24 protein-coding genes are annotated in these 23,187 nt (G+C 72.2%); 8 read left to right on the top strand and 16 right to left on the bottom strand.

The annotated features are described in order from the left end of the window. Positions 1 to 135: 135 nt before the first annotated feature. The 3 genes from ACIBCT_RS21760 to leuA all read right to left on the bottom strand — a co-directional run bounded on the left by ACIBCT_RS21760 (position 136) and on the right by leuA (position 3,195). Positions 136 to 441 carry an SSI family serine proteinase inhibitor gene (locus tag ACIBCT_RS21760; protein WP_399191165.1) on the bottom strand — a complete coding sequence of 102 codons (306 nt, stop codon included), beginning with the start codon at positions 439 to 441 and terminating at the stop codon, positions 136 to 138. Positions 442 to 667: 226 nt separating this feature from the next. After that, the gene (locus tag ACIBCT_RS21755; RefSeq protein WP_399191164.1) at positions 668 to 811 is read right to left on the bottom strand and encodes a hypothetical protein; all 144 of its coding nucleotides are present in this window, start codon (positions 809 to 811) and stop codon (positions 668 to 670) included. Positions 812 to 1,452: 641 nt separating this feature from the next. After that, on the bottom strand, positions 1,453 to 3,195 hold the full coding sequence (gene leuA / locus ACIBCT_RS21750; RefSeq protein WP_399191162.1) for a 2-isopropylmalate synthase: 1,743 nt from the start codon (positions 3,193 to 3,195) through the stop codon (positions 1,453 to 1,455). 286 nt (positions 3,196 to 3,481) lie between these two features. Between leuA and ACIBCT_RS21745 the strand changes: the two genes are divergently transcribed. Both ACIBCT_RS21745 and ACIBCT_RS21740 read left to right on the top strand, forming a co-directional pair. Further along, the gene (locus tag ACIBCT_RS21745; RefSeq protein ID WP_399191160.1) at positions 3,482 to 3,727 is read left to right on the top strand and encodes a DUF2630 family protein; all 246 of its coding nucleotides are present in this window, start codon (positions 3,482 to 3,484) and stop codon (positions 3,725 to 3,727) included. A gap of 187 nt (positions 3,728 to 3,914) precedes the next feature. Next, complete coding sequence (locus ACIBCT_RS21740) at positions 3,915 to 5,342, top strand: pyridoxal phosphate-dependent decarboxylase family protein (protein WP_399191158.1); 1,428 nt, start codon at positions 3,915 to 3,917, stop codon at positions 5,340 to 5,342. On the opposite strand, the gene ACIBCT_RS21735 is transcribed toward ACIBCT_RS21740, so the two are convergent. The 7 genes from ACIBCT_RS21735 to urtA form a co-directional block, all read right to left on the bottom strand. Next, complete coding sequence (locus ACIBCT_RS21735) at positions 5,320 to 6,339, bottom strand: hypothetical protein (RefSeq protein WP_399191156.1); 1,020 nt, start codon at positions 6,337 to 6,339, stop codon at positions 5,320 to 5,322. The genes ACIBCT_RS21740 and ACIBCT_RS21735 overlap by 23 nt on opposite strands. Further along, a complete protein-coding gene (locus ACIBCT_RS21730) occupies positions 6,336 to 7,511 on the bottom strand; it encodes a transporter substrate-binding domain-containing protein (protein ID WP_399191154.1) in 1,176 nt (391 codons plus the stop codon). The genes ACIBCT_RS21735 and ACIBCT_RS21730 overlap by 4 nt, the downstream gene beginning before the upstream one ends. Positions 7,512 to 7,724: 213 nt before the next feature. After that, positions 7,725 to 8,414, bottom strand: coding sequence for an urea ABC transporter ATP-binding subunit UrtE (urtE, locus tag ACIBCT_RS21725; RefSeq protein WP_399191152.1), 690 nt, complete (start codon positions 8,412 to 8,414; stop codon positions 7,725 to 7,727). Continuing rightward, positions 8,392 to 9,141 carry an urea ABC transporter ATP-binding protein UrtD gene (gene urtD, locus ACIBCT_RS21720; RefSeq protein WP_399191279.1) on the bottom strand — a complete coding sequence of 250 codons (750 nt, stop codon included), beginning with the start codon at positions 9,139 to 9,141 and terminating at the stop codon, positions 8,392 to 8,394. Before urtD ends, urtE begins: the two co-directional genes overlap by 23 nt. Positions 9,142 to 9,146: 5 nt before the next feature. Further along, positions 9,147 to 10,253 (bottom strand): urea ABC transporter permease subunit UrtC, encoded by a 1,107-nt coding sequence (gene urtC, locus ACIBCT_RS21715; protein WP_399191150.1) that lies wholly within the window; start codon positions 10,251 to 10,253, stop codon positions 9,147 to 9,149. Beyond that, the gene (urtB, locus tag ACIBCT_RS21710) at positions 10,250 to 11,116 is read right to left on the bottom strand and encodes an urea ABC transporter permease subunit UrtB (RefSeq protein ID WP_399191146.1); all 867 of its coding nucleotides are present in this window, start codon (positions 11,114 to 11,116) and stop codon (positions 10,250 to 10,252) included. The genes urtC and urtB overlap by 4 nt, the downstream gene beginning before the upstream one ends. A gap of 116 nt (positions 11,117 to 11,232) precedes the next feature. Then, positions 11,233 to 12,471: an urea ABC transporter substrate-binding protein gene (gene urtA / locus ACIBCT_RS21705; protein ID WP_399191144.1), complete on the bottom strand. Its 1,239-nt coding sequence runs from the start codon at positions 12,469 to 12,471 to the stop codon at positions 11,233 to 11,235. A gap of 327 nt (positions 12,472 to 12,798) precedes the next feature. On the opposite strand from urtA, the gene ACIBCT_RS21700 reads away from it, so the two are divergent. The 6 genes from ACIBCT_RS21700 to ACIBCT_RS21675 all read left to right on the top strand — a co-directional run bounded on the left by ACIBCT_RS21700 (position 12,799) and on the right by ACIBCT_RS21675 (position 17,779). Next, positions 12,799 to 13,101, top strand: coding sequence for an urease subunit gamma (locus ACIBCT_RS21700; protein WP_399191142.1), 303 nt, complete (start codon positions 12,799 to 12,801; stop codon positions 13,099 to 13,101). A gap of 106 nt (positions 13,102 to 13,207) precedes the next feature. Further along, positions 13,208 to 13,534, top strand: a complete 327-nt coding sequence (locus ACIBCT_RS21695; protein WP_399191140.1) for an urease subunit beta — start codon at positions 13,208 to 13,210, stop codon at positions 13,532 to 13,534. Continuing rightward, positions 13,524 to 15,239 (top strand): urease subunit alpha, encoded by a 1,716-nt coding sequence (locus tag ACIBCT_RS21690; protein WP_399191138.1) that lies wholly within the window; start codon positions 13,524 to 13,526, stop codon positions 15,237 to 15,239. The genes ACIBCT_RS21695 and ACIBCT_RS21690 overlap by 11 nt, the downstream gene beginning before the upstream one ends. A gap of 40 nt (positions 15,240 to 15,279) precedes the next feature. Next, on the top strand, positions 15,280 to 16,122 hold the full coding sequence (locus ACIBCT_RS21685; protein WP_399191136.1) for an urease accessory protein UreF: 843 nt from the start codon (positions 15,280 to 15,282) through the stop codon (positions 16,120 to 16,122). A 27-nt stretch (positions 16,123 to 16,149) separates the two neighbouring features. Next, the gene (gene ureG / locus ACIBCT_RS21680; protein ID WP_344904875.1) at positions 16,150 to 16,818 is read left to right on the top strand and encodes an urease accessory protein UreG; all 669 of its coding nucleotides are present in this window, start codon (positions 16,150 to 16,152) and stop codon (positions 16,816 to 16,818) included. A gap of 244 nt (positions 16,819 to 17,062) precedes the next feature. Further along, positions 17,063 to 17,779 (top strand): urease accessory protein UreD, encoded by a 717-nt coding sequence (locus ACIBCT_RS21675; protein ID WP_399191134.1) that lies wholly within the window; start codon positions 17,063 to 17,065, stop codon positions 17,777 to 17,779. A gap of 145 nt (positions 17,780 to 17,924) precedes the next feature. Here the strand turns inward: ACIBCT_RS21675 and era are convergent, their stop codons facing one another. The 6 genes from era to ACIBCT_RS21645 all read right to left on the bottom strand — a co-directional run bounded on the left by era (position 17,925) and on the right by ACIBCT_RS21645 (position 23,156). Then, positions 17,925 to 18,845 (bottom strand): GTPase Era, encoded by a 921-nt coding sequence (gene era / locus ACIBCT_RS21670; protein ID WP_399191132.1) that lies wholly within the window; start codon positions 18,843 to 18,845, stop codon positions 17,925 to 17,927. Between the two features lie 17 nt (positions 18,846 to 18,862). Continuing rightward, complete coding sequence (locus ACIBCT_RS21665) at positions 18,863 to 19,195, bottom strand: cytidine deaminase (RefSeq protein ID WP_399191130.1); 333 nt, start codon at positions 19,193 to 19,195, stop codon at positions 18,863 to 18,865. A 71-nt stretch (positions 19,196 to 19,266) separates the two neighbouring features. Beyond that, positions 19,267 to 19,908, bottom strand: coding sequence for a hypothetical protein (locus tag ACIBCT_RS21660; RefSeq protein WP_399191128.1), 642 nt, complete (start codon positions 19,906 to 19,908; stop codon positions 19,267 to 19,269). A gap of 347 nt (positions 19,909 to 20,255) precedes the next feature. Further along, positions 20,256 to 21,581, bottom strand: coding sequence for a hemolysin family protein (locus tag ACIBCT_RS21655; RefSeq protein WP_399191126.1), 1,326 nt, complete (start codon positions 21,579 to 21,581; stop codon positions 20,256 to 20,258). After that, positions 21,554 to 22,036 carry an rRNA maturation RNase YbeY gene (gene ybeY, locus ACIBCT_RS21650; protein ID WP_399191124.1) on the bottom strand — a complete coding sequence of 161 codons (483 nt, stop codon included), beginning with the start codon at positions 22,034 to 22,036 and terminating at the stop codon, positions 21,554 to 21,556. The genes ACIBCT_RS21655 and ybeY overlap by 28 nt, the downstream gene beginning before the upstream one ends. A 55-nt stretch (positions 22,037 to 22,091) precedes the next feature. Further along, the gene (locus tag ACIBCT_RS21645; protein WP_399191122.1) at positions 22,092 to 23,156 is read right to left on the bottom strand and encodes a PhoH family protein; all 1,065 of its coding nucleotides are present in this window, start codon (positions 23,154 to 23,156) and stop codon (positions 22,092 to 22,094) included. Positions 23,157 to 23,187: the final 31 nt, after the last annotated feature.

Here is a 23,187-nt window from a genome sequence, read left to right as displayed (position 1 = left end):
TCTCCGCGCTGGGGGGCCCGGGCCCGCGGGGGGGGGGGGCGCGGCGGCCGCCCCCCCCCCCGCCCGCCCGGCGGCCCCCCCCCCCCCCCCCCCCCCCCCCCCCCCCCCCCCGGCCCGATCACCGGCGAGCCGGTGTCAGAAGGCGAAGACCGGTCCGGTCGCGGCGTACAGCTCGCACCGGTTGCTGAACGTCCTGGAGTAACGGACGTGGCGGCCGTTCCAGACACCGGTCGCCGTCGCCGTCACGGCGTCGTAGTACTGCGGGCATCCCCGCCAGGGAAGCCGGATGAGGGCCGGGTCACCCTGGGCACGGCTCAGCACCCCGCACGCGTCGGCCGCGCGGGGATGCGTGCCGTAGATCGGCGCGCACCCGAGCCTGGCGCGTCGCGTCCTGCCCATCTCCGAGACGGTGAGCGCGAGCTCCCTCCGGTACGGTCCCACGATCGGCAGGTCACCCGGCGGGACGACGATGGGCGGGACGACGATGGGCGGAACCGGGCGCGGGGGCCACGGCTCGCGCGGAGGCCACGGCGACCACGGCGGCCTCGGGCGGGGCGGGGGCGGCTGGCCCCACGGTGGCCCGGGGTCGGGACGGGGCGGCCACGGAGGCGGTCCCGAGGTCGGCGGGACCGGCCGCACCCACGGCGGCTCCGTCGGACGCTCGGGGTCAGGACGCGGTGGCCAGGTCGGCGGGACCGGCCGCACCCACGGCGGCTCCGACGTCGGGGGGCCGGGGTCCGGACGGGGCGGGCGGGGCGGCCATGGCGGCCACGGAGGCGGGCCCGAGGTCGGCGGGGTCGGCCGCACCCACGACGGCTCCGTCGGCCGCTCGGGGTCGGAAGGGGGCTGCCAGGACCGGTCGGGGGGCGGGGTCGGCCGGCCCCGGGACGGTTCGGACGGCGGCGGTTCGGGGGCGGGGCGTGGCGGCCACGGCAGGGGCGGCGGTGGGATCCGGACGGCCGGCAGGGCGGTGGCCCGGGCGAGCGGCGCGTCGCTCCCGTCGCCCGGTGGCCGCATGTCCGCGACGGCCGTACCGCCGGAGAGAAGGAGCCCGGCCGCGGCGGCCAGGCCAAGGATACGGTGCATAAGTTTCCCCGATAGATAGAAATATCGTAAATAACCGAAAATAAGGATTTCGGATTATTCGAGGGGAGTGACTTATGTCCTGAACTGCAATGATGCTATGACCGGGACCGGGGAATGTCCCGCAGCGACTCACCACGGGATGCCACGGCCGGTCGGCCCTCGGGGGCGCGGACGATTCACCGGGGAAAGGCCTCGCCGACGGTCTCCGGCCGGCCGTCCTTTCGGCGGGGAGAACCCTCGCAGGCCCCCGCCCTCGCACCGCGGGAGGGACCCGCCGCACGGGTGGGACCGTGAACGCGGGGCGTGTGACCGCCCCGCGCCCGGATCACACGGATCGGCGCCCGGTGACCCCGCCCCGTGCCCGGATCACACGGATCGGCCGGTGACCTCGCCCCGCCCGCGACCGGCGCGGTTGACCGCGGAGATGACGGCCTTGAGCGCGGCGGCCGTGGTGTTCACGTCGATGCCGGCGCCCCAGAGGGTCTGGCCGCCGATCTCGCACTCGACGTAGGAGGCGGCCTTGGCGTCGGTGCCGGAGCTCATGGCGTGCTCGGCGTAGTCCAGGACGCGTACGCCGATGCCGATCGTGGACAACGCGTCGCAGAACGCGGAGATCGGGCCGTTGCCGACCCCCTCGATCTCGCGGATCTCACCGTCCACGCGCAGGTCGGCGCCGATGGCGTCCTTCCCGTCGCCCCGGGAGGCGGTGCGGTGGGCCAGCAGGCCCAGACGGCCCCAGGAGGCGGCCGGGTTGGGCAGGTACTCGTCGGTGAAGACCTCCCACATCTGCGCCGCGTTCACCTCGCCGCCGAGCGCGTCGGTGCGGGCCTGCACGGCGCGGGAGAACTCGATCTGCAGGCGGCGCGGCAGGTCCAGGTGGTGGTCGGCCTTCATGATGTAGGCGACCCCGCCCTTGCCCGACTGGCTGTTGACCCGGATGACCGCCTCGTAGGTGCGGCCGATGTCCTTGGGGTCGATCGGCAGGTACGGGACGGCCCAGGCGAACTCCTCGACCGGCACCCCCGCCGCGGCCGCGTCGCGCTCCAGGTGCTCGAAGCCCTTCTTGATGGCGTCCTGGTGGGAGCCGGAGAAGGCGGTGTAGACCAGCTCGCCGCCCCAGGGGTGGCGCGGGTGGACCGGCAGCTGGTTGCAGTACTCGGTGACCCGGCGGACCTCGTCGATGTCGGAGAGGTCGATCTCCGGGTCCACGCCCTGGGAGAACAGGTTCATGCCCAGCGTGACCAGGCAGACGTTGCCGGTGCGCTCGCCGTTGCCGAACAGGCAGCCCTCGATCCGGTCGGCCCCGGCCATGTAGCCCAGCTCGGCGGCGGCGACGGCGGTGCCGCGGTCGTTGTGGGGGTGCAGGGAGAGCACGATCGAGTCGCGGTAGGCCAGGTTGCGGTGCATCCACTCGATCTGGTCGGCGTAGACGTTGGGCGTGGCCATCTCGACGGTCGCGGGCAGGTTGACGATCACCTTGCGGTCGGGCGTGGGCTGCCAGACGTCGTTGACCGCGTCGCAGACCTCCACGGCGTACTCCAGCTCGGTGCCGGTGAAGGACTCCGGGGAGTACTGGAAGTAGATCTCCGTGTCCTCCATGTCGTCGGCCAGCTTCTTGCAGAGCCTGGCGCCCTCGACCGCGATCGCGGTGATGCCCTCGCGGTCCTGGCCGAAGACGACCCGGCGCTGCAGGGTGGAGGTGGAGTTGTACAGGTGGACGATGGCCTGCCGGGCCCCGCGTACCGACTCGAAGGTCCGCTCGATCAGCTCGGGCCTGGCCTGGGTCAGGACCTGGATCACCACGTCGTCGGGGATCAGGTCCTCTTCGATGATCTGCCGTACGAAGTCGAAGTCGGTCTGGGAGGCGGCGGGGAAGCCGACCTCGATCTCCTTGTAGCCCATCTTCACCAGCAGCTGGAACATCTTGAGCTTGCGCTGGGGGTCCATGGGGTCGATCAGCGCCTGGTTGCCGTCACGCAGGTCGACGGCGCACCAGCGCGGGGCCCGGTCGATGACCTTGTCGGGCCAGGTGCGGTCGGTCAACCGGATCGGTTCGAAAGGCCGGTAGCGACCGAACGGCATGGGACTGGGCTGCTGCTGCGGGTACATGCAAGGCTCCTCGACTGGGAAAACAATCGTGGCCGACGCGCATGGCTCGCTCCGCGACGAGGGAGCCGGCCCCTACAGGCCCTCGTCGCGGCAGCTAAGAAGCAGGCCGCGCAGCATGCACAGCACGTTAGCAGACTGTCCGGAATGCGGGGGCCTTGGTCTCAGCAGGCGGGACGCCGGATTCCGCTCGCACCGCCGTACCCGCCGGGACCTGCGACGATACGGCCTTTTCCTGATCGGATACAGTCCGAAGGGACGTCGACAGGGACAGTACGGGGGTACGGCCATGAAGGACGGCGACATTCTCGCCCACATCAACGAGCTCATCGCCGAGGAGAAGGAGCTCCGCGAGAGGCTCTCCGCGCACTCGATCTCCTCGGGCGAGGAGAACACCCGGATCAGGCACCTGGAGGAGGCCCTCGACCAGGCGTGGGACCTGCTCAGGCAGCGCCGGGCGCGCCGCGAGTTCGGCGAGGACCCCGACTCCGCGGCCCCCCGCCCGATCGACGAGGTCGAGGACTACCGTCAGTGACCCGACCGCGGCCCGCGGACGGCCTGATCACGGCCTGCGGACCACCGGCCCGCGAGCCGATCACGACCGACGGACGCCCGGCACGCGGTGGCCGACCCGGCCCCGGCCGGGCCGGAGCGGCCCTGTACGGTTCCGCGGTGTGGAACGAGAACTGGCGGGCCGGGGACGGACGTGCTCATCCTTGGGGATGAGCGACCCTTTGCACGAGCGTGACCAGGCGGCGGCCGCGCTGGAGGCGGTGGCCCTGGCCGCCGGACCCTATCTCGACTCCCTGGACGACCGTCCCGTCCACGACCACGGGGCCGACGATCTCATAGAGCTGCTCGACCATCCCCTCCCCGAGCACGGCGAGGGCACCATGGACACCGTCCGGCGGCTGCTGCACGTCGGCACCGGCGCGGCCACTCATTCCTCGGGCCCGCGGTTCTTCCACTTCATCGTCGGAGGCTCGACCCCGGCGGCCCAGGCGGGCGACTGGACGACCTCGCTGCTGGACCAGGCCGGGGGGCTCTGGCTGACCTCGCCGTTCGCCACCCGCGCGGAGACCGTCGTCCTGGGATGGCTGAAGGACCTGTTCGGGCTGCCCGCCTCGTACGGCGGGGTGCTGACCCCCAGCGCCACGTTCGCCAACCTCACCGGCCTGGCCTGCGCCCGGCAGTGGTGGGGGGAGCGGCACGGCGCCGACGTGGGGGCCGACGGGCTGGCGGGGCTGCCGAGGATGCCCGTGCTGGCCGGGGGGTACCTGCACCCCAGCAGCCGCAAGGCGCTGCAGATCCTCGGCTGCGGGCGCGACGCCGCGCGGATCCTGGCCGCGGACGAGACGGGACGGGTCGACCTGGCGGCCATGGACCGGGCGCTCGGCGAGATCGACGGCCCCGCGGTGATCATCGCGAACGCGGGCGAGGTGAACGCCGGGGACTTCGACCCCATCGACGACATGGCCGACCTGGCCGAGCGGCACGGCGCCTGGCTGCACGTGGACGGGGCCTTCGGGCTGTTCGCCGCGGCCTCCCCGCGCCTGTCGCACCTGGTCAGGGGGGTGGAGCGGGCCCACTCGGTCACCTCGGACGGGCACAAGTGGCTGAACGTGCCCTACGAGAGCGGCTTCGCCTTCGTCCGCGAGCCGGAGCTGATGGCCAGGTCGTTCGGCGCGTGGGGCGCCGCCTACCTGCCCCCCGGTGACGATCCGCACGTCAACTACAACGTGCTGGGCCCGGAGTCCTCCCGGCGGGCGCGGGCGCTGCCCATCTGGGCGACCCTGCGGGCGTACGGCAGGCAGGGGTACCGGCAGATGGTCGAGCGCCATCACGACCTGGCCCTGCGCCTCGGTGACGTCGTGGAGAAGGCCGACGACCTCGAACTGCTGGCTCCGGTACGGCTGAGCGTGGTCTGCTTCCGCTACCGGCCGCCGGGCGCCGGCGAGGAGGAGCTGGACGCGCTGAACGCGTGGATCGGCGCGGAACTGCTCGCCGACGGCCGCGTCTACGCCGGGACCACCACCTACCGGGGGGTCAAGGCGCTGCGACCGGCCATCTTCAACTGGCGGACCACCGAGGCCGACGTGGACCTGCTGGCCTCGATCGTCCGGGAGATCATCGAGCGCCGCCCGGCCTGATCCTCTCGCCGTCCGGGGCCGGGCGGCCCTGGCAGCGCGGGTCGTCCGGGGTCCGGACGGAGGCCGGGGCCAGCCAGGAGATCATGCTCTGCTCTACGTACCAGCCGTGCAGGTTCACCCACGTCCTGGGCACCTCCCCCGGGTCGGGGCAGAGCACCTTCGAGCGCAGCCGGTCGTTGCGGATGAAACTGACCGCGCCGTCGCGGCCCAGCACGGTGGACATCTGGTCGTCGGTGGCGACCAGATGTCCCACCACCACCTCGGTGGTGCCGCCCTCGTCGAACTGCACGGCGACCAGCGGGAGGATCGGCGCCCGCATCACGACCACCCCGACCAGGAGCGGTGTGAACACCGCCGTCGCGATCGCGATGCCGTGGGTCAGCACCCTGGCGGGCGCCGCGGGCACCGGGCCGGTCAGCAGCGCCGCCAGCCCCGGCGGGAGCGTCAGCAGCAGCGCGGTCGCCACGTCCCGCTGGGCGAACGCGGCGACGATGGCCGGCCAGAGCAGCACGTACGACAGCACGCCCGCGATCACCGGGAGGCCGTAGCAGACCGCGGTGCGCAGCCCGTCGTGGCCGGGGAGGCGGTCGCGCACGGTCACGCCCGCGAGGGCGAGCGAGAGCATCATCAGGGTCGGCAGGAAACGCAGCTGCCAGGTGCACACGCCCACCACGACGGTCAGGACCACCACCCAGCCGGGCAGCCGCCGCGCCGCGTGCACCAGCCACGAGGAGCGGCCCGTGCTGATCCAGTAGAGGGTGCCGAGCAACCGGCCGCCGACGCAGGCGACGGGCAGCACCCACAGCGTGGTCAGCAGGACCGCGCTCAGCAGTCCCAGCGGGCTGATGGTCTGCACGAGCAGCAGCAGCGTCTGGGTGTCCTGCCTGCTGGCGTACCAGAGCCGCATCACCAGCAGGACGATCGGGAAGACCGGCAGCAGCGTGAGGAACCACTCCTGGTTCCTCGGCGCGTCCCCGACCCGTGCCTCGTTCTTCAACGGGACGGGCAGTCCTGGACGGGCAGGGACCGCTCCCAGGGCCAGCGGCGCACCGGCGGGGGCAGCGCGCACGGCTGCTCGGCCTGGGCCACGTTCACCCGGGGGCTGGCCGACAGCAGCGGGTCGATGTGGTCGCGGTACGCGTTCTCCCAGCGGTGGTCCTGCGGGTCGGCGTAGGAGCGGTAGAGCGCGAGATCGACCAGGGTGCGCAGGGCCGCGTTGGACCCGGCGTTGACCGCCCACATCTCGGTCTTCTCCAGCGCGATGTCGTGGTGGCGCAGCTTCCCGCCGGAGCGGGCGACGAACCCGGCCAGCAGGGCCGCGTCGGTGGTCACCGCGTCGAAGTCGCCGTCCAGCAGGCCGCTCACGCAGTCGCTGATCAGGTTCTTGCCGGTGACGTCGGCCCTCGTCGCCCTGGCCAGCTCGCTCTCGGAGGTCGAGGTGCCGAGCGTGCAGACCTTCTTGCCCCCCAGCTGGCCCAGGGAGGTGATCGAGCCGGGGTACTCGGTCCTGGTCACCACCGACTGCTCGGTGAACAGGTACGGGGTGGAGAAGCCGACCGAGGGGTCGGCCTTGCGGGAGGGGGTCACGCTGAAGGTCGCGACCACCAGGTCGACCTTGACGAACCGGCCGTCGTCGTCCAGGGCCTGCATGCGCGCCCTGTCCTCGGTCTCGATCGCCAGGAACTCGACCTGGGCCGGCAGGTAGCCCAGGTCGGCCGCGATCATGTAGGCGATGTCGATGTCGAAGCCCTTGAAGGTGCGCCTTCCGGTCTGCTCCTGCAGGGCGATGCCGGGGGTGTCGACCTTCACGCCGACCCGGAGCCTGTCCCGGTCGAACAGGCCCGCCTTCTCGCGCAGCTCGGCCTCGGTGGGAGGGCCGTTCACCCAGGCGACGGACGCGGCGACCACGGCGGCGGCGAGCACCACCGCGATCCAGGCGATCATGCGGAAACGCCGGAACCGCCGGACCCGGGGAGGTCCCGGCGGAGGCCCGGCGTACCCCTCCGCGGAGGCGCCGGGGTCGTCCGGATCGCCGGGGCCACCGGGCCCGCCGGAGGCCGCGTGATCATCGGGGTCACCGGGCCCGCCGGGGACGCCCCCGGCGAGACGGTCGTCGTCACCGGCGTGAACGGCGCCGTCCCGGTCGTGCCGCTCCGCGGGGGGCCGCACCCCCCGCGGCCGCGCTCCCCCGTCCGCAGGTCTCTCCGCCATCACACCCCCGGACTCCCTTTTTCCGAGTAGGTTATGCCGCCGTCATGCGCGGCGGGCGTACCTTCACCAAGAAGAGATCAAACGCCTTTCTTCCGGAAGGGAGCCCGGCGGGAAATCCCCGGTGGGGCCGGGGAAATCCCCGGCCGGGGGTCATGGGGAAAAGGACGGGGTTCAGACGGCGAGAAGGCGGTGAATTCCCTCCTCGCGCAGATCCGCGGCCGCTCCGGAATGGACGACGTGCCCGGCGTCGAGAATGACGAACCGGTCGGCCAGCCGCAGCGCCAGGTCCAGGTACTGCTCGACCAGCAGCACCGACAGCCCCGTCGCGTGCAGCCGTTCGATCGCCTCCTCGATCTCGATGACGATCGACGGCTGGATGCCCTCGGTGGGCTCGTCCAGGATGAGCAGCTTCGGCCGGGTGACCAGGGCCCTGGCGATGGCGAGCTGCTGCTGCTGGCCGCCGGACAGGAACCCGGCGCGCCGCTTGAGCAGCGGCTTGAGCCGGGGGAAGGTCTCCAGTGCCTCCTCCAGCGCCTCCCTGGGCCCCCTGGCGGCCTCCAGCGTCACCTGGAGGTTCCCGAGCACGCTGAGCTGCGGGAAGGTCTCGTGGCCCTGGGGGACGTACGCCATGCCCAGGCGCACCCGCTCGTGCGGCGGCAGGCGCGTCACGTCGCGGCCGTCGAGGACGACCGTGCCCGCGGTGGCGGGCAGCACGCCCGTCACGGTGTTGAGCAGGGTGGTCTTGCCCACCCCGTTGCGGCCCATCACGCACATCAGCTGCCCGGGTTCGACCTCCAGGGACACCCCGAACAGCACCCGGGCCCTGCCGTACCCGGCGTCAAGTTCCCGTACCGACAGCATCGCTCCGCCTCCTTCCGAGGTAGACCTCCTGCACGCGCGGGTCGTCGCGGACCTGGTCCACCGACCCCTCGATCAGCACCCTGCCCTCGTGCAGGACCGTGACCTGCGAGGCGTACCTGCGCAGGAACTCCATGTCGTGCTCGATCACGATCACCGTGTGGTCGCGCGCCACGGACGTCAGGAGCTCGCCGGTGCGCTCCCGCTCGTCCTTGGACATCCCGGCCACCGGCTCGTCCAGCAGCAGCAGCTTGGGCCGCTGGGTGAGCAGCATGCCGATCTCCAGCCACTGCCGCTGCCCGTGGGAGAGCACCCCGGCCGGGCGTCCGGCCAGGTCCTTCAGCCCGGTGGTCTCCAGCGCCTCGGCGACGGCGTCGGAGGTGCCGCGCCTGCGCCGGGCCAGCGACCACAGCGGGCGGCGGAAGGAGGCGGCCAGGTCGAGGTTCTCCTCCACGGTGAGCTCCTCGAAGACCACCGAGGTCTGGAAGGTCCGCCCGACGCCGAGCCGGACGATCCTGTGCTCGCGCAGGCCGGCCAGGTCGCGGCCGTCGAAGAGGACCTCGCCGGTGGTGGGACGGGTCAGGCCGGTGATCACGTCGATGAGCGTGGTCTTGCCGGCCCCGTTGGGACCGATCAGGAAGCGCAGCTCGCCCTCCCGCACGGTCAGGTCGACGCCGTCGACGGCCCGGAAGCCGTCGAAGACCACGCTCAGCCCGCGTACTTCTAACATCGGGCTCATCGGACCTCCTCCATGACCCTGTCACCGGAGGCGTCCACGGGCGGGACCTCCGGGGACGGCGGGCGCTTCGACCGGCGGGCCAGGGCGTCGCGGGCCGAGGACGCCAGGCCCCAGATCCCCCTCGGCGCCAGCGTCATGACCAGGATGAACAGCGCGCCCTGCAGGTAGAGCCAGCCGTCGGCGAACTGCTCGCTGAAGGTCGTCTTGGCGTACCCCATGACGACCGCGCCGAGGACCGCCCCGGCCAGCGCGTACCTGCCGCCCACCGCGACGGCGACGACGAGCTCCAGGGAGGGCACCACGCCCAGCAGCGCGGGCGAGATGATCCCGACGACCGGCACGAACAGGGCCCCGGCGAGGCCGGCCATGCCCGCCGACAGCGCGAAGACGACGGTCTTGACCCGGGCCGGGTCGTAGCCGAGGAACCTGACGCGGTCCTCGCCGTCCCTGATCGCGACGAGCAGCCGCCCGAAGCGGCTGTTGGTCAGGTGGCGGGCGCCCAGGTAGAGCAGGCCGGTGACGACCGCGACCACGATGTACAGCCCGCGCTGGGTGGAGTCGGCGGCCAGGTCCTGGCCGAACAGGTCGTAGAAGTTGGTCAGGCCGTTGGTGCCGCCGGTCAGGCCCTGCCGGCCGATGAGCAGGATGACGAACGCGGCGGCGAGCGCCTGGGTGAGGATCGCGAAGTAGGCGCCGCGCACCCGCTGGCGGAAGACCAGCAGGCCCAGCACGGTGGCGATCAGCATGGGCCCGAGCACGACCATGGCCAGCGCGAACACCGGGTTCGTGAACGGCCTCCACAGGGCGGGGAGCTGCTCGACGCCGCTCCAGACCATGAAGTCGGGCAGGTCGCCCTGGGCGTCCACGAGCTTCAGGTGCATGCCCATGGCGTAGCCGCCGAGGCCGAAGAACACGCCCTGGCCCAGGACGAGCATGCCGCCCTGTCCCCAGGCCAGGCCGATGCCCAAGGCGACGATCGCGAAGCAGAGGTACTTGGCCAGCAGGCCGAGGCGGAAGGGTTCCAGCAGGAGCGGCGCGACGACCAGGGCGGCCACGGCCACCGCCGCGAAGACCCCCGGCCCCCTGAGGCGTGCGAGATTCACGTGAGTGCCCTCGATCGGAGTACGAACAGGCCCTGCGGCCTGAACTGGAGGAAGGCGATGACGGCGGCGAACACGATGACCTTCGCCAGGCTGGCGTCGGTCCAGAACTCGGCGTAGGAGTTGAGCAGCCCGAGCCCGGCGGCGGCGATCACGGCGCCGCGGAGCTGGCCGAGCCCCCCGGCGACGACCACCAGGAAGGCGTCGACGATGTAGTAGGTGCCCAGGGCGGGTCCGACCGGGCCGATGAGCGTGAGGGCCACCCCGGCGACCCCGGCCAGGCCGGAGCCGATGAAGAACGTGCGCTGGTCCACGTGAGCGGTGTCGATGCCGCTGACCGCGGCGAGCTGCCGGTTCTGCATCACGGCCTGCATCCGGCGGCCCTGGCCGGTGCGGCTCATGTACGCCCAGACGCCGACCACGGTGGCGATCGCCAGGCCGAAGATGAACAGCCGGTTGTAGGGCAGGGAGGCGATGCCGCCCTGCAGCCAGGCGGGCGCCTGGACCTGCACGTTGGGCGCCCCGAACAGGTCGCGGGCGAGTTGCTGGAGCACCAGGCTGACGCCCCAGGTGAGCAGCAGGGTGTCGAGCGGGCGGCCGTAGAAGTGCCGGATCGCGAGCCGCTCCAGGAGGAGTCCCATCAGCCCGGCCACCAGGAAGGCGACGGGCAGTGCGACGATCACGGCCATCCGGCCGGTGAGGTCCTGGAGCAGGTAGGCGGTGTACGCCCCGGCCATGATGAACTCGCCGTGGGCCATGTTGATCACGCCCATCTGGCCGAACGTGAACGTCAGGCCGATGGCGATGAGGAGCAGCACGGCGCCGATGGACAGGCCGATCGGGAGCTGGTTGAGAAACGCCTCCACCGGAGGTCCCCTTCCTGCGGGTCTCTGGCTCCGGGCCGGGCCGCGCCGCGGTGTGGGCGCGTCACGGTGCCGTCCGTGATCTGGTCACGGCCCGGTCCGGAGCCGGTCTGTGGGGATCAGCCGTCGGCCAGGCCGCTCGCCCAGGGGTAACCCTTGAGGTAGGGGTCGGGCTTGATCGGCTCACCGGAGTTCCAGACCTCCTTGATGAGGCCGTCGGGCTGGATCACCCCGATCCGGGCGGTCTTGTACAGGTGCTGGTTCTCGCCGTCGATGGTGACCAGGCCCTCGGGGCGCTCCAGGGCGATGCCCCCGGCGGCCTTCCTGACGGCCTCGACCTCGACGGTCCCGGCCTTCTTCGCGGCCTCGGCCCAGAGGTAGACGGCGTTGTAGCCGGCCTCCATCGGGTCGGAGGTGACCTTGTCGGCGCCGTACTTGGCCTTGAAGGCGGCGACGAACTTCTCGTTCGCCGGGGTCTCGGTGGTCTGGTAGTAGTTCCAGGCGACCGGGTGGCCGGCGATGTTGTCGACGCCGATGCCCTTGACCTCCTCCTCGGCGACGCTCACCGAGAGCACGGGCATGTCCTTCGCGGTGACCCCGGCGCTGGCGAGCTGCTTGAAGAAGGCGACGTTGCTGTCGCCGTTGAGGGTGTTGAAGACGGCGTCGGGCTTGGCCTGGACGACCTTGTTGGTCAGCGTGCTGTACTCGGTGTGGCCCAGCGGGGTGTACTCCTCGCCGAGGACCTCCATGCCGTTCGCGGCCGCGTACGCCTTGATGATCTTGTTGGCGGTGCGCGGGAAGACGTAGTCGCTGCCGACCAGGAAGATCTTCTTCTTGCCCTGCTCCTTGAGGTAGTCCAGGCCCGGGATGATCTGCTGGTTGGTGGTGGCCCCGGTGTAGAAGATGTAGGGCGAGCTCTCCAGGCCCTCGTACTGCACCGGGTACCACAGCAGGGCCTTGCTCCGCTCGAAGACCGGGAGCATCGCCTTGCGGCTGGCCGAGGTCCACCCGCCGAAGGTGGTGGCGACCTTGTCCTGGCGGATGAGCTTGGTGGCCTTCTCCGCGAAGGTGGGCCAGTCGGAGGCGCCGTCCTCCACCACCGGGATCAGCTTCTTGCCGAGCACTCCCCCGGCGGCGTTGATCTCCTCGACGGCGAGCAGCTCGGCGTCCCTGACCGTCACCTCGCTGATGGCCATGGTGCCGCTCAGCGAGTGCAGGATGCCGACCTTGATGCCGTCCGCGTCGCCGCCTCCGACGGAGGCGGCGTTCCTGTCCGCGGGGGCCTCACCGCCGCAGGCGGTCAGGGCTGTGGCCAGCGCGGCGACGAGCGCCGCGGAACGCCATGCTGTGTTCCTCATTGACTTTCCTCCTTGGCCGGTACGGCCCCCGCACCGATCTATCTGCCGCCAAGGTGACGGAGTGAGGTTTCCCGGTGAGTTCGCGGTTGTTAATTGCGGATGGCCGGGATTTCACCGGCGTGACAGGAGATGGCGGCGCGGAATTCACCCCGCCCGTTCCGCCGGTTCCGCCGTTTCGTGATATCTACGTCGACAGATGCGGCGAGCCCTTCCGCGGAGGGGTCCCGGAAGGCGGTTCCCCCCGGTTCGGGAGGGTCGCGGCACCTGGAAACCGGCACGACATCGACGTGCAACACCATGGAAACCGCCGGTTCCTATGGTCCGGGAATGCGGCTCACACCACACGAGCAGGAACGCCTGCTCATCCACGTCGCCGCCGGGGTCGCCCGCGACCGCAGGTCACGTGGTCTCCGGCTCAACCATCCCGAGGCCACGGCGATCATCGCGTCCTTCCTGATGGAGGGGGCGAGGGACGGGCGCAGCGTCGCCGAGCTGATGGAGGCGGGACGCACGGTGCTCTCCCGTGACGACGTCATGGAGGGGGTGCCCGAGATGCTGCCGTCGGTGCAGATCGAGGCCACCTTCCCCGACGGCACCAAGCTCGTCACCGTCCACCGGCCGATCCCGTGAACACCGGCCGTCCCGCGGACGCGGGCCACCCGGTGGACGCGGCCGTGAACGCCGGCGATCACCCGAGCGCCGGCCGACCCCGCGACCCGAGGAGCGGTGAGCCCCGATGACACCCGGCGAGATCCTGTACGGCGACGCGCCCGTCCCGCTCAACCCGGGACGCGAGCGGATCGTCGTCCGCGTCGTCAACACCGCCGACCGGCCCGTCCAGGTCGGCTCGCACTACCACTTCGCCGCGTGCAACCCCGGCCTGGAGTTCGACCGCCGGGCGGCCTGGGGCACCCGGCTGGACGTACCGGCCGGGACCGCGGTGCGTTTCGAGCCCGGCGTGGAGCGCGACGTGACCCTGGTGCCGATCGGCGGGTCGCGGATCGTCCCCGGCCTCCGCCCGGAGTGGGCCGGACCTCTCGACGGGAGCCCCCGTGTTCATTGACCGATCCCGCTACGCCGCGCTCTACGGCCCCACCGTCGGGGACCGGATCAGGCTGGCCGACACCGACCTGCTCGTCGAGGTCACCGAGGACCTGTCGACGGGCCCGGCCGGGGCGGGCGACGAGGCCGTCTTCGGCGGCGGCAAGGTGATCCGGGAGTCGATGGGACAGGCCAGGACCACCAGGGCGGAGGGCTCCCCCGACCTGGTGATCACCGGCGCGGTGATCCTGGACCACTGGGGCGTGGTCAAGGCCGACATCGGGATCAGGGACGGGCGGATCGTCGCCCTCGGCAAGGCCGGGAACCCCGACACCATGGACGGCGTCCACCCCGACCTGGTCATCGGCCCCTCGACGGAGATCCTCGCGGGCAACGGGAAGATCGTGACCGCCGGGGCGATCGACTCCCACGTCCACCTGATCTGCCCGCAGATCCTCGACGAGGCCCTCGCCGCGGGGGTCACGACCATCGTGGGCGGTGGCACCGGACCCGCCGAGGGCACCAAGGCCACCACCGTCACCGGCACCTGGTACCTGGCCCGGATGCTGGAGTCGCTCGACTCCTACCCGATCAACGTCGCGCTCCTGGGCAAGGGCAACACGGTCAGCGGCGAGGGACTGCTCGAACAGCTCCGCGCCGGGGCGTCGGGCTTCAAGCTGCACGAGGACTGGGGCACCACCCCGGCCGCCATCGACGCCTGCCTGTCGGTCGCCGACGCCACCGGCACCCAGGTCACGATCCACACCGACACCCTCAACGAGGCCGGGTTCGTGGAGTCGACGCTGGCCGCCATCGGGGACCGGACGATCCACGCGTACCACACCGAGGGCGCCGGGGGCGGTCACGCGCCGGACATCATCCGGGTAGCCTCCTACGGCAACATCCTGCCGTCCTCGACGAACCCGACCCGCCCGCACACCGTCAACACGCTCGACGAGCACCTCGACATGCTGATGGTCTGCCACCACCTCAACCCGTCCATCCCCGAGGACCTGGCCTTCGCCGAGTCCCGGATCCGGCCCTCCACGATGGCCGCCGAGGACGTCCTGCACGACATGGGCGCGATCTCGATGATCGGCTCGGACTCGCAGGCGATGGGCCGGGTGGGCGAGACGATCATCCGGACCTGGCAGACCGCGCACGTGATGAAGCGCCGCCGGGGCGCGCTGCCCGGCGACGGCCCCGCCGACAACCTCCGCGCCCGCCGCTACGTGGCCAAGTACACGATCTGCCCGGCCGTGGCCCACGGTCTGGACGACGAGGTCGGCTCGGTGGAGCCGGGCAAGCTGGCCGACCTGGTGCTGTGGGACCCGGCGTTCTTCGGCGTCAAGCCGGACCTGGTGGTCAAGGGCGGGGTCATCGCCTACGCGCAGATGGGCGACGCCAACGCCTCCATCCCGACCCCGCAGCCGGTGATGCCGCGCCCGATGTTCGGCGCGGCCCCGGTCACCGCAGCGGCCACGTCGGTCCACTTCGTCGCCCCGCTGGCCATCGAGGACGGCCTCGCCGACCGCCTGGCCGTGCGCAGGCGCCTGCTGCCGGTGGCCGACGTGCGCCGCCGGGGCAAGGAGAGCATGCCGCTCAACGACGCCATGCCCAGGATCGAGGTGGACCCCGACACCTTCGCGGTCAGCGTCGACGGGGACCTGGTCGAACCCGCCCCGGCGGAGACCCTGCCGATGACCCAGCGCTACTTCCTGTTCTGACCGCACCGCCCGCCCGTCACGTCGAAGGAGGACCCGGAGCATGAACGCCGCCCTGCTGCTCCTGGCCGACTCCCGGCTGCCCGCGGGAGGTCACGGGCACTCGGGAGGGGTGGAGGAGGCGGTCAGGATCGGCGCGGTCGGGGACCTGCCCGGCCTGGCCGCCTTCCTGCGGGGCCGCCTGGCCACCGCGGGCCTGGTGACGGCCGCCCTGGCCGCCGCGGCCTGCGAGTTCGCCGCCCAACTGGCCTCGGGCCCCGCGGACGCCGCGCGTCCGGACGGCGTTCCTCCCGATGCCGCGCACCTCCCTCCCGACGCCGCGCATCTCGCCGCCGATCCCCCGGGCGCCGCTTCCGGCGCGCCCGTGGCGGACGGTGCCGGGTGGACGCGGCTGGACGCCGAGGCCGACGCCAGGATCTCCTCGCCCGCCCAGCGGGAGGCGAGCCGCACCCAGGGCAGGCTGCTGCTGCGGACCTCCCGGAGGATCTGGCCGTCACCGGTGCTCGACGCGCAGGCCGGGGCCGTACCCCGGGGCGTCCACCACCCCCTCGCGCTCGGCGCGGTGGCGGCGGTGGCAGGATGCTCCCCGGCCGAGGCCGCCCTGGCGGCGGCGTACACCTCGGTCACCGCGCCCGCCACCGCGGCGGTCCGGCTGCTGGGCCTCGACCCGGTGGCCGTCCACCGGCTGCTCGCCGACCTCGCCCCCGCCCTGGAACGGGTCGCGGCCACCGTCACCCCGGGTCCCCGCGACCCCTGTGACCCCTGTGACCCCCGTGCCCGCCACGGCCCGGAGGGCTGGGAGGCGTTGCCCGCGCACGCCGCCCCGGCCCTCGACCTGCTCGCCGAACGCCATGTCCGCGCGGATCTACGGCTTTTCGTCTCCTGACGACCATCTGGAAGGACGGTGACCCCCGTGGGCGCCAACCATGACGACCATCACCACGCGGCCGACCCGCACGGCCGCGCCCTGCGCCTGGGGATCGGGGGCCCGGTCGGCAGCGGCAAGACCGCGCTGACCGCGGCGCTGTGCCGCACCCTCGGCCCGGCCATGCGCCTGGGCGTGGTGACCAACGACATCTACACCACCGAGGACGCCGACTTCCTGCGCAGGGCCGGGGTGCTCGACCCGGAACGGATCGCCGCCGTGCAGACGGGCTGCTGCCCGCACACCGCGATCCGCGACGACATCGCGGCCAACCTCGACGCGGTGGAGACCCTGGAGGAGCGCTTCGGCCCGCTGGACCTGGTGATCGTGGAGAGCGGCGGCGACAACCTCACGGCCACCTTCAGCCGGGGCCTGGCCGACCGGCAGATCTTCGTGCTGGACGTGTCCGGTGGCGACAAGGTCCCCCGCAAGGGCGGTCCCGGCGTGACCACGGCCGACCTGCTGGTGGTCAACAAGACCGATCTGGCCCCCATGGTCGGCGCCGACCTCACGGTCATGTCACGCGACGCGGCGGCCGTACGGGAGGGCAGGCCCGTACTGTTCACCTCCATCCGGGAGGATCCGAACGCGTACGCGGTCTCCGAGTGGGTCAGCGGCCTCGTCGAGTCCTGGGCCCACGAGCACTCGCACGCCTGATCCCGTGTCCGCCCTCGACCCCGGCTCCCTCACCTTCCGCGTCCCGTCCTCCGCGACGCTCCCCACGCCCGGCCGCACCCCCGGCCGGGTCCCCGACCCCGGCCCCGGCCGCGCCCCCGCCCCGCAGAGTTCCGCCGCGCAAACCCCTCCCGCGCAAGGTCCTCTTTCGCAGGGTCCCCCTTCGCCGGGTCCTGCCGCGCAGGGCCCTCACCCTCCGGTGGCCGGGCGGCCGGGACGGCGGTCGATGAGGGCGCGCGCGGCGATCGTCACCGCCCGGGACACCGGCGGCCGGACCGTCCTGGCGACCATGCGGTCCAGCCCGCCGATCACGGTACGGAGCACCGCGCCGGGCCGGGTCCACCTGGTCTCCACCGCTGCGGGCCCGCTGGGCGGGGACGACCTGGCCCTCGACATCGAGGTCGCGCCGGGCACCGCGCTGGAGGTGCGGTCGGTGGCGAGCACGCTGGTGCTGCCCGGCTCCACGGACGCCGAGTCCGTGACGACGGTCACCGCCCGGGTCGGCGCCGGTGCCCGCCTGCTGTTCGCGCCCGAGCCGACGGTTCTCGCCGCGGGCTGCCGGCACCGCCTGGTCGTCCGGCTGGAGCTGGCCGAGGACGCCCGGGTGCACTGGCGCGAGGAGATCGTCTTCGGCCGGTACGGCGAGCGGCCCGGCCGCTGTCACTCGCGCTTCGACGCCGTCCTCGGCGGGGTTCCGCTGCTCCGGCAGGAGTTCGTGGTGGGCGACCCGGAGATCGACGGCAGTTCCGCCGTCTACGGCGACGCCCGGTGCGTGGGGAGCACCCTGATCACCGGCAGGGCACCGGAGGCCGTGACCGGGGACGGCTGGGCCGTCCTCCCGCTGGCCGGTCCCGGCACCCTGGTCTCCGCCCTGGGCCGGGACGCGGTCGAGCTGCGACGGCGGCTGGAGGAGGGAGAGGGGAAGGTCAACGGCCACGGTTGAGCGTGGCGGCCCGCGCCTCGAAACGACGTTCGGGGACGGCACCCGGCGTACGGCACGACGGCCCGGCGCCCGGAGACCGCGGCCCGCGCCGTGAGACGGCGGCCGGTGCCCGCCGGGACGGCGCCCGGGGACGATGCCCGGTCCGTCAGTCGTAGAAGCCCAGGCGGCGGAGCTGCTTGGGGTCGCGCTGCCAGTCCTTGGCGACGCTGATCCGCAGGTCGAGGTAGACGCGGGTGCCCAGAAGCGCCTCGATCTGCGTCCGGGCACGGCTGCCGACGTCCTTGAGCCGTGACCCCTTGTGCCCGATCACGATGGCCTTCTGGGACGGCCGCTCGACGAACATGTGGGCGTAGATGTCCAGCAGGTCGTCACGCCCCTCCCTGGGCAGCATCTCGTCGACGACGACCGCGATCGAGTGCGGCAGCTCGTCGCGGACGCCCTCCAGCGCCGCCTCCCGGATCAGCTCGCCCACCAGGACCTGCTCGGGTTCGTCGGTGAGCTGCCCGCCCTCGTACAGGGGCGGGCTCTGCGGCAGACGCCGGACCAGCACGTCGGCCAGCACGTCGAGCTGCTCGCCGGAGCGCCCGGAGACCGGGACGATGTCGTCGAAGTCGGCGAGCCCGGAGACCGCGAGCAGCTGCTCGGCGATCTGTTCCCGGGTCGCCAGGTCGCACTTGGTGACCACGGCGACCACCGGGGTCTTCTTGATGCCCGCGAGCTTCTCCGCGATGAACCGGTCCCCCTTGCCGACGGGCTCGTTGGCGGGCACGCAGAAGCCGATCACGTCGACCTCGGTGAGGGTGGACAGCACCAGGCTGTCCAGCCGCTCGCCCAGGAGCGTGCGGGGCCGGTGCAGGCCCGGCGTGTCGACGATGATGAGCTGGGAGTCGGGGCGGTGCACGATGCCGCGGATGGCCCGGCGGGTCGTCTGGGGCTTGGAGGAGGTGATCGCCACCTTCGTGCCGACCAACGCGTTCATCAGCGTGGACTTGCCGACGTTGGGCCGGCCGACGAAGCAGGCGAAACCGGCATGGAAATCAACAGCTGAGGAACTCACGTCAACCATTGTCCCCGATGCCGGACTCAGCTCTGACGCGGCGTTCCGTCCAGGCCGGCCACCAGCACGGTCCGGCCGCCGAGCTCGCGGACCACCCGGCCGTCGGCCTCGGAGGGCCCCTCGCCCGCGGTGACCAGGGCTGCGGCCTCCAGCGACTCCGCCCCGCTGGACACCGCCATCGCCACGGCGACCTGGAGCGCCGACAGCGTCAGCGACGGCAGCGCCACGTTGGTCGCCGCGTAGGTCCTGCCGGTCTCGTCCCGTACGGCCGCGCCCTCGGCGGCGCCGTTACGGGCGCGGGCGGAACGGGCCAGCACGATGATCTTGTTGTCCTCGGGGTCGAGGGTCGCGTCGCTCACGGCACAAGGGTATTCAGCCCCCGGCGTCCGGGCGACACGGGACCGCCCCGGCCCCGTCGCGACCACCGGGATCAGGCGGCGACCTCGTCGACCAGCAGGCCGGCCAGCTCGCGGGTGCGCGCGGCGTCGACGTCCCGGACCCCGGCGTGCACCAGGGAGACCAGCGTGCGACCGCTGACCGCGAAGACCAGGTGGATCTCGTACGGGTAACCGTTCAGCCTGCCGCTCAGCCTCCTGGCCTGGATCTCGCCGTCGACCCCCTCCAGGTCCAGGCCGGAGACGCGCAGGGCGGTGCTCCTGCCCGCCATCCGGGCGCGCGCCACCGGGCAGCCGGCCAGCGCGTCGGTGAGCGCGTCGAAGTGGCTCGCGGCGTCGTCGCCCCCGTAGGAGGCCAGCGCGAACCCGGCCAGTTCCCCGAGCCCGTCCCCCTGGTAGGCCACGGCCGCACGCGCCCCGAGCGCCCGCTCCGGCGGCCTTCCCGCGGCGACGTCGAGGACGAGGCGGCAGTCCTCGTCGAGCGGCCGGAACGGGGCCTGCCAGCCGTCACGCGGGCGGGTCGAGAACCCCTCCGGCAGGTCCCTGGCCTCGTCGAGCAGCGCCCGCAGCCGCCTCAGCTCCACGGCGCCGTCCGCGGCGCCCTCCTGTGATCCGGCGCAGCCGGCCGTCACCCCGCCGACGAGCCCGTACAGGACCGCGAAAACCGCGATGCGCATCCCCCGCGTCATGACCGTTCCCCCGAATGTCATGTGCGGAGTGTCTCCGTCCCCGCCGACTGGCTTCCTTCCCCGTCGGCAAAAGCGGCAATCCTTAGGAAACACCTAAGGGTGTCCTCAACCGTATTTCACGGTCGAGAACACCCTCAAGCGAGCCGCGCAGAGCAGCCTCGGAGCACTGCGCGACTCTTCTCCCCCGGGGCCGTCCTCGACGCCGCGAACCCCTCCGGGCACCGGGACGTCCCCCCGCCGACTCCCGCGCGACCGGGTGCCGTGTGAGAAGCATCCCGCGCGCGACTTGCAGAACGGTTGTCGGTGACTTGAGAGTGCGGCCGGCGCGCGGACCGTCACTGGTCGGCGGGTGCCGGGACCGCCTCGTCCTCCGCGGGCACGAACCTGGTCACCAGGACCGTGCCGATCCGGTTGCGCCGTCCGGCCAGGCTCTCGGCCGTCAGGCTGAGCCCCCCGACCACGGCCTGGGAACCGGCGATCGGCACTCTGCCCAGGGCGTGGGCCAGCAGGCCGCCGACGGTCTCGACGTCGTCGACCTCCAGCTCGATGCCGAACAGGTCCTCCAGGTCGCCGACCGGGAGCCTGGCGGTCACCCGCACCGCCCCGTCCTCCAGCGGCTCGACCCGGGGGGCCTCCTGGTCGTACTCGTCGGCGATCTCCCCGACGATCTCCTCCAGGATGTCCTCGATGGTGACCAGACCGGCCGTGCCGCCGTACTCGTCGATGACGATGGCCTGGTGGATCTGCCGCGCCTGCATCTCGCGCAGCAGCTGGTCGATCGGCTTGCTCTCCGGCACGTAGGTGGCCGGGCGCATCAGCGACTCCACCGGTTCGGCGCGGCCCTCGTCGCCGGTGTCCTGCACCCGGCGCGCGATGTCCTTGAGGTAGGCGATGCCGATGACGTCGTCCTCGTTCTCGCCGACCACCGGGATCCGGGAGAAGCCGCTGCGCAGGGCGAGCGAGAGCGCCTGGTTCAGCGTCTTGCCGCGCTCGATGAACACCATGTCGGTACGGGGCACCATGACCTCGCGGACCAGGGTGTCCCCGAGCTCGAAGACCGAGTGGATCATCTCCCGCTCGTCGGGCTCGATGACCCTGCGCTCCTCGGCCAGGTCGACCAGGTCGCGCAGCTCGGCCTCGGAGGTGAAGGGCCCCTCGCGGAAGCCCTTGCCGGGCGTCACCGCGTTGCCGAGCAGGATCAGCAGCTTGGGCAGGGGACCGAAGATCCGGGTCAGCCCGTACACCAGGGGCGCGCTGGCGAGCGCGATCGGCTCGGCGTGCTGGCGGCCCAGCGTGCGGGGCGAGACCCCGACGATCACGTAGCTGACGACGATCATGACGGCCGCGGCCGCGGTGTAGGCCCAGCCCTGGTCGCCGAGCCAGTCGATGAAGAGCAGCGTGGCGATCACCGTGGCGATCAGCTCGCAGCTCAGCCGGAGCAGCAGCAGCAGGTTCAGGTAGCGCGGCGGGTCGGCGACGATGGCCTGCAGGCGCACCGCGCCCCGCCGGCCTTCGCGGACGAACTCCTCCGCGCGGACCCGTGAGATGCGGGTCAGGGCCGTCTCCGCGCTGGCGATCAGCCCGCCGACCACGACGAGCAGGATCGCCGAGAACAACCACCCGTTGGCGAGGTTCACCGCTGGGTGCGCACCTCCCGCCATGACTCCAGAAGCTCTCCCTGCAGGGAGAACATCTCCTTGTGCTCCTCGGGCTCGGCGTGGTCGTAGCCGAGCAGGTGCAGGATGCCGTGCGTGCACAGCAGCTCCAGCTCGGCCTCGGTACCGTGACCGGCCTCGGCCGCCTGCTTGGCGGCCACCTGCGGGCAGAGCACCACGTCGCCCAGGAGCGCCGGGTCGGTGGGCGCGTCGCCCTCCTGCCGGGCGCCCGCGCCCGGGCCGGGGCGCAGCTCGTCCATCGGGAAGGCGAGCACGTCCGTGGGCCCCGGCTCGCCCATCCACTGCTCGTGCAGCACGGACATGGCCTCCTCGTCGACCACCAGGATCGACAGCTCGGCCAGCGGGTTGATGCCCATCCGCTCCAGCACGTACCCGGCCAGCGAGACGATGCCGCCCTCGTCGATCTCGACGCCGGACTCGTTGTTGACCTCGACGCTCATCGGCCGTCTCCCGCTGCCCGGCCGCCGCGCCCCCCGGGGACGGGCGCGAGCGCCCTCATGTCCTCTCCCGGGGACGCTGCTTGCCGGCCATTCCCTTGATCTGCGGCGCGCTCTGGCGCTGCGCCTCGTCGTAGCGCCCGTAGGCGTCCACGATGTCGCCCACCAGCTTGTGCCGCACCACGTCGGCGCTGGTCAGGCGGGAGAAGTGGATGTCGTGGACGCCGTCGAGGATGTCCTGGACGACCCGCAGGCCGCTCTGCGTGCCCCCGGGAAGGTCGACCTGGGTGACGTCACCGGTGACGACGATCTTCGAGTTGAAGCCGAGCCGGGTCAGGAACATCTTCATCTGCTCCGGCGAGGTGTTCTGCGCCTCGTCCAGGATGATGTAGGCGTCGTTGAGCGTACGGCCGCGCATGTAGGCCAGGGGCGCGACCTCGATCGTGCCCGCGGCCATCAGCCGGGGGATCGAGTCGGGGTCGAGCATGTCGTGCAGCGCGTCGTACAGCGGCCGGAGGTAGGGGTCGATCTTCTCGTAGAGCGTGCCGGGCAGGAAGCCCAGCCGCTCGCCCGCCTCCACCGCGGGACGGGTGAGGATGATCCGGTTGACCTTCTTCTCCTGGAGGGCCCTCACGGCCTTCGCCATGGCGAGGTAGGTCTTGCCGGTGCCCGCCGGGCCGATCCCGAAGACGATGGTGTACTTGTCGATCGCGTCGACGTAGCGCTTCTGGTTCACGGTCTTCGGGCGGATGGTCCGGCCCCGCGAGGAGATGATGTCCAGCGAGAGCACCTCGGCGGGACGGTCGGAGGTCATCCGCAGCATGGCGATGCTGCGCTCGACCGCGTCCGCCGTCAGCTGCGCGCCTCCCCGGACGAGCTCGGACATCTCCTCGAAGAGCCGCACCACGGTGCTGCTCTCCTCGGGGCTTCCGGTGATCGTGATCTCGTTGCCCCGGACGTGGACGTCGGCGCGGAAGGCGCCCTCGATGACGCGCAACAGCTCGTCGCGCGAGCCCAGCAGGCTGACCATCGACTGATCGTCCGGAATCACCACCTTCGCCTGGGTGCGGCCGGAGCCCCTGGACTTGGACGGCGTTCTGCTGGAATCGTTTGTCTCGGACATGAGCGGGCCTTACGGCCTGTTCGCCTCCAGA

The sequence above is a fragment of the Streptosporangium sp. NPDC050855 genome (genome assembly GCF_044456585.1).
Taxonomy (GTDB): domain Bacteria; phylum Actinomycetota; class Actinomycetes; order Streptosporangiales; family Streptosporangiaceae; genus Streptosporangium; species Streptosporangium longisporum.
This window is presented reverse-complemented; position numbering and strand designations above follow the sequence as displayed.

Excerpts from the sequence above, each read along its gene's own strand:
- leuA (WP_399191162.1), bottom strand. The coding sequence starts at position 3,195 with ATGTACCCGCAGCAGCAGCCCAGTCCCATGCCGTTCGGTCGCTACCGG.
- ACIBCT_RS21745 (WP_399191160.1), top strand. The coding sequence starts at position 3,482 with ATGAAGGACGGCGACATTCTCGCCCACATCAACGAGCTCATCGCCGAG.
- ACIBCT_RS21740 (WP_399191158.1), top strand. The coding sequence starts at position 3,915 with ATGAGCGACCCTTTGCACGAGCGTGACCAGGCGGCGGCCGCGCTGGAG.
- urtE (WP_399191152.1), bottom strand. The coding sequence starts at position 8,414 with ATGCTGTCGGTACGGGAACTTGACGCCGGGTACGGCAGGGCCCGGGTG.
- urtD (WP_399191279.1), bottom strand. The coding sequence starts at position 9,141 with ATGTTAGAAGTACGCGGGCTGAGCGTGGTCTTCGACGGCTTCCGGGCC.
- urtA (WP_399191144.1), bottom strand. The coding sequence starts at position 12,471 with ATGAGGAACACAGCATGGCGTTCCGCGGCGCTCGTCGCCGCGCTGGCC.
- ACIBCT_RS21700 (WP_399191142.1), top strand. The coding sequence starts at position 12,799 with ATGCGGCTCACACCACACGAGCAGGAACGCCTGCTCATCCACGTCGCC.
- ACIBCT_RS21695 (WP_399191140.1), top strand. The coding sequence starts at position 13,208 with ATGACACCCGGCGAGATCCTGTACGGCGACGCGCCCGTCCCGCTCAAC.
- ACIBCT_RS21685 (WP_399191136.1), top strand. The coding sequence starts at position 15,280 with ATGAACGCCGCCCTGCTGCTCCTGGCCGACTCCCGGCTGCCCGCGGGA.
- ACIBCT_RS21675 (WP_399191134.1), top strand. The coding sequence starts at position 17,063 with ATGAGGGCGCGCGCGGCGATCGTCACCGCCCGGGACACCGGCGGCCGG.
- era (WP_399191132.1), bottom strand. The coding sequence starts at position 18,845 with ATGGTTGACGTGAGTTCCTCAGCTGTTGATTTCCATGCCGGTTTCGCC.
- ACIBCT_RS21660 (WP_399191128.1), bottom strand. The coding sequence starts at position 19,908 with ATGCGCATCGCGGTTTTCGCGGTCCTGTACGGGCTCGTCGGCGGGGTG.
- ACIBCT_RS21655 (WP_399191126.1), bottom strand. The coding sequence starts at position 21,581 with ATGGCGGGAGGTGCGCACCCAGCGGTGAACCTCGCCAACGGGTGGTTG.
- ybeY (WP_399191124.1), bottom strand. The coding sequence starts at position 22,036 with ATGAGCGTCGAGGTCAACAACGAGTCCGGCGTCGAGATCGACGAGGGC.
- ACIBCT_RS21645 (WP_399191122.1), bottom strand. The coding sequence starts at position 23,156 with ATGTCCGAGACAAACGATTCCAGCAGAACGCCGTCCAAGTCCAGGGGC.